Genomic DNA, 3,200 nt, shown 5'->3' with positions numbered 1-3,200 from the left:
TCCACGTCGACGCCGCTTCCCACGTCGCCGCCCTGCACCTGGGGCCGCTGCTGTCTGAGGAGGACCGCCGAGTCCTGCTCTGTGATGCGACCTGCGAAGTGTGGTTCCAACGCCACGGCCAGGTCATCGGTGCCGGACGGGCCACCCGAACGGTGAACCGCCGGCTGCGCCGCGCCCTGGAACACCGCGACCGCTGCTGTGTGGTCCCCGGCTGCGGCGCCACCCGCGGACTACACGCCCACCACCTGCAGCACTGGGAAGACGGCGGCCCCACCGAGCTGTGCAACCTGGCCCTGGTCTGCCCGTACCATCACCGCGCCCACCACCGCGGCCTGATCGCCATCACCGGACCCGCCGATCGGCTGGTCGTCACCGACCACACCGGCCAACCACTGACCAACCGATCCCTGGCCCGACCACCCACCACACCACCACCCGCAGTAGCTCCCTACCCCGGACCCACCGGCGAACGCGCCCAATGGAAGTGGTACCACCCCTACCAACCCGAACCGCCGCCCGCCAGCGACTGACAAGGCGAGTTAGTCAATCGGCCTAGTCGGCCCTGGCTTCTGCTTCGGCGAGCCGCTGATGCAGCCGGGCGCGGATGTCGTCCGGAGTGTAGGCATTGCGACGCCGCTGATCGCGTGCGACCAGCACCCCGCCTGCGACGACGCCGGCGACACTGGCCAGCCCGACCCACTTCCAGATTCCACGCATGCGTCGAGTCTGCCTAAACTCTGGGCGTGAAACCAAGCACGGTGTCGCTGCAGCGCGCGCTCGACGAGACTCGCACCGGCGACATCTGGTTGTTCCGCGGGCACTCCGGGCCGGATCGGGCCATCCAATCGATGACGAACAGCCCCGTCAACCACGTCGGGATGACCGTCGCGATCGACGACCTGCCGCCGCTGATCTGGCATGCCGAACTCGGCGACAAACTGGTCGACATGTGGACGGGGACCAATCATCGTGGGGTGCAGCTCAACGATCTGCGTCAAGCCGTGGAGCGCTGGACCGAGACCTACGATCAGCGTTGCTGGCTGCGTCAGCTCACCCCCTATGCCAGCCGTGAGCAGGAAGACCGGATGCTGCGGGTCATCGCCCGGATGGACGGCACGCCGTTCCCGACGACGGCGCGACTGACCGGCCGCTGGATGCGTGGCCGGCTTCCCAACACCGCCGACTTCACCCGCGGAATCCCGTTCCTGCACAGAAAGGTTCGCCAGTCCGTGGAACAGCGGAAGGCGGAGAAGTTCAGCGCCGGGTTACAAACCGCCTACTGCGCCGAGACGGTCGCCATCACCTACGAGGAGATGGGACTGCTCGAGACCGAGAAACACTCCAATTGGTTTGATCCAGGCTCATTCTGGAGCGGCGATACCTTGCCGCTGACGGCCGGGTACCGACTGGGTGAGGAGATCTCGGTCCTCCCCTGACACTGTGTCCGCCATCTCGGTGGGCGAAACGCCGACCGAGATGGCGCAGCGCTCGAGGCTGAGGTGGTTTGCTGTTCGACAGAGAACTCTTTCGGCAACGCAACAAGGGAGCGCAGGCATGCCCACAGCGACCGAGCCCGCTCCCACTCCCGACGCTCCCTCTCACGGCCTGCTCAGCTCGAAGGCGTCAGCGATCTCCATCGTGGTGGCGTCGATCGCAACGCTTGCCGTCGTGTACATCATGCTGCACTCCCCCGCTGGGGAGCCTGCGCAGATGCAATCCATTCCTGCTCAACCGAATACCGCGTCTCCGTGGGTGGCCGCACCGGTGTTGCCCACCACCACGGTCGCGCCGCAGCCGCAGCCGCAGCCGCAACCGGAACCTGAGCCCGCCGTGCTCGCCATCGACGATCGCGGCTTCGTCGACACCAGCGCGCGCTGCGACGAACTGCAGGAGGCCGTCGCGATCGCCCGCACGGAACGGTCGGCGATGGTGGTCTGCCGCGGGGCCGACGGAGCCTACGAGTACTCGGGAATGCGACTGGACGACGGCGCATCTCTGCAATTGGACGATGTACGCGTGATACCGACAGGCTTTGAGGCACGCAACGACAACACCACCTACCGGCTGTCTGCGACCGAGTTGGTGGTCATCACGGGCGAAGACCTGCTGAGCCGTGATGCGGTCGTGGAGTACCGCGCGGGTTGATCAGCGGCGCCCCGCGCACCTTCCGGTTTCACCGCGTCCGGGTGAAGATGATCGTGTGGCGGATTGGGATGGCGCTCAGTACGGCGTGGTGAGCGAACTGCAGCGGATGATGGCTGCCGAATCGCTGTCACTGCTCACGCTCGACGGCGGCGAGCGCGTCCTCGACATCGGCTGCGGCGACGGATATGTCACCGCGCAGATCGCCGACCGACTCCCCCGCGGCATGATCGTGGGCATCGACCCGAGCCCGCGGATGATCGAGGCCGCCCAACGCCGTGCGACGTCGGCCACGTTCCAGCTCGGCGAGGTGACCACGCTGACCTACGACGCCGAGTTCGACGTCGTGACGTCGTTCAATGCGCTGCACTGGGTCCGCGATCAGCACCGGGCCTATCGGTGCATCGCCTCGGCGTTGCGCCCCGGCGGCCGGGCTCTGGTGACGTTCGTCTGCGGCGGCTCGCGTCCCAGCGTCGAGGACGTCGCGATGGACGTGTCCCAGGATGCCCGGTGGGCCGAAGGGTTCGCCGGCTTCGTCGCGCCCTTCGTTCATCCGCTGCCGGAGTCGTTCGCCGCCATCACGAACGCTGAGGGGCTGGACGTTCTCGAGAGCGCAGTGGTCGACCAGTCGTGGGATTTCGGCTCGCGCGACGCCTTCGCGCAATGGTGCGCCGTAGGCTTCGGCGATTGGACGTCCCGGCTGGGAACCGATCTGGCGGCGACGTTCGTCGACGAGGTGGTCAATCGTTATGCCGACGTCGCAGGCCGCGCGGGCCTGCTCGCCTTCTACCAGTTGAGAGCCATTCTGCGCCGGTCATAACGTCGCGGAAACGGGCCCCATCGGTTGGCAATCCGGCGCCGGAGGCTGTCCGATCCAGGCGCCGCAGCCTCTGCCCGTCGCCACATAAGTGGCACCGGCGACGTAGGGGTCGAGGAAAACCTGCGCGGTCCCCGAGGCGTCACTCGGGTAGCAGCGCGAGACCCCGTCACCACCCTGCATCTGCAGACAGGCCACGCTGGTGGCGGGCTCCGCCGGTGGCCCGCACTCAGCCGGTGAC

Annotated in this window: 5 protein-coding genes and 1 pseudogene; 4 read left to right on the top strand and 2 right to left on the bottom strand. The window is 67.4% G+C overall.

The annotated features are described in order from the left end of the window. A partial coding sequence (locus WA965_RS08000; RefSeq protein WP_526447336.1) for an HNH endonuclease signature motif containing protein occupies nt 1-530 on the top strand: 530 nt, incomplete at its 5' end. 22 nt (nt 531-552) lie between these two features. On the opposite strand, the gene WA965_RS07995 is transcribed toward WA965_RS08000, so the two are convergent. Beyond that, nucleotides 553-717, bottom strand: a complete 165-nt coding sequence (locus WA965_RS07995; RefSeq protein WP_526299706.1) for a hypothetical protein — start codon at nt 715-717, stop codon at nt 553-555. A gap of 41 nt (nt 718-758) precedes the next feature. Here WA965_RS07995 and WA965_RS07990 point away from each other — a divergent pair, with 41 nt between their 5' ends. The 3 genes from WA965_RS07990 to WA965_RS07980 all read left to right on the top strand — a co-directional run bounded on the left by WA965_RS07990 (nt 759) and on the right by WA965_RS07980 (nt 2,962). Then, nucleotides 759-1,436, top strand: a complete 678-nt coding sequence (locus WA965_RS07990; protein ID WP_526299728.1) for a guanylate cyclase — start codon at nt 759-761, stop codon at nt 1,434-1,436. A gap of 118 nt (nt 1,437-1,554) precedes the next feature. After that, a complete protein-coding gene (locus WA965_RS07985) occupies nt 1,555-2,145 on the top strand; it encodes a hypothetical protein (RefSeq protein ID WP_526299708.1) in 591 nt (196 codons plus the stop codon). Between the two features lie 55 nt (nt 2,146-2,200). Further along, nucleotides 2,201-2,962 carry a class I SAM-dependent methyltransferase gene (locus WA965_RS07980; protein ID WP_526299710.1) on the top strand — a complete coding sequence of 254 codons (762 nt, stop codon included), beginning with the start codon at nt 2,201-2,203 and terminating at the stop codon, nt 2,960-2,962. Here WA965_RS07980 and WA965_RS07975 read toward each other — a convergent pair. Then, a pseudogene (locus WA965_RS07975) lies at nt 2,957-3,200 on the bottom strand (hypothetical protein); the annotation flags it as partial. The gene WA965_RS07980 and the pseudogene WA965_RS07975 overlap by 6 nt on opposite strands.

The sequence above is a fragment of the Mycobacterium sp. genome (genome assembly GCF_049683935.1).
GTDB lineage: Bacteria > Actinomycetota > Actinomycetes > Mycobacteriales > Mycobacteriaceae > Mycobacterium.
This window is presented reverse-complemented; position numbering and strand designations above follow the sequence as displayed.

Bases quoted from the DNA above. Each gene is read 5' to 3' on its own strand.
- WA965_RS07985 (WP_526299708.1), top strand. From the start codon at position 1,555: ATGCCCACAGCGACCGAGCCCGCTCCCACTCCCGACGCTCCCTCTCAC.
- WA965_RS07995 (WP_526299706.1), bottom strand. From the start codon at position 717: ATGCGTGGAATCTGGAAGTGGGTCGGGCTGGCCAGTGTCGCCGGCGTC.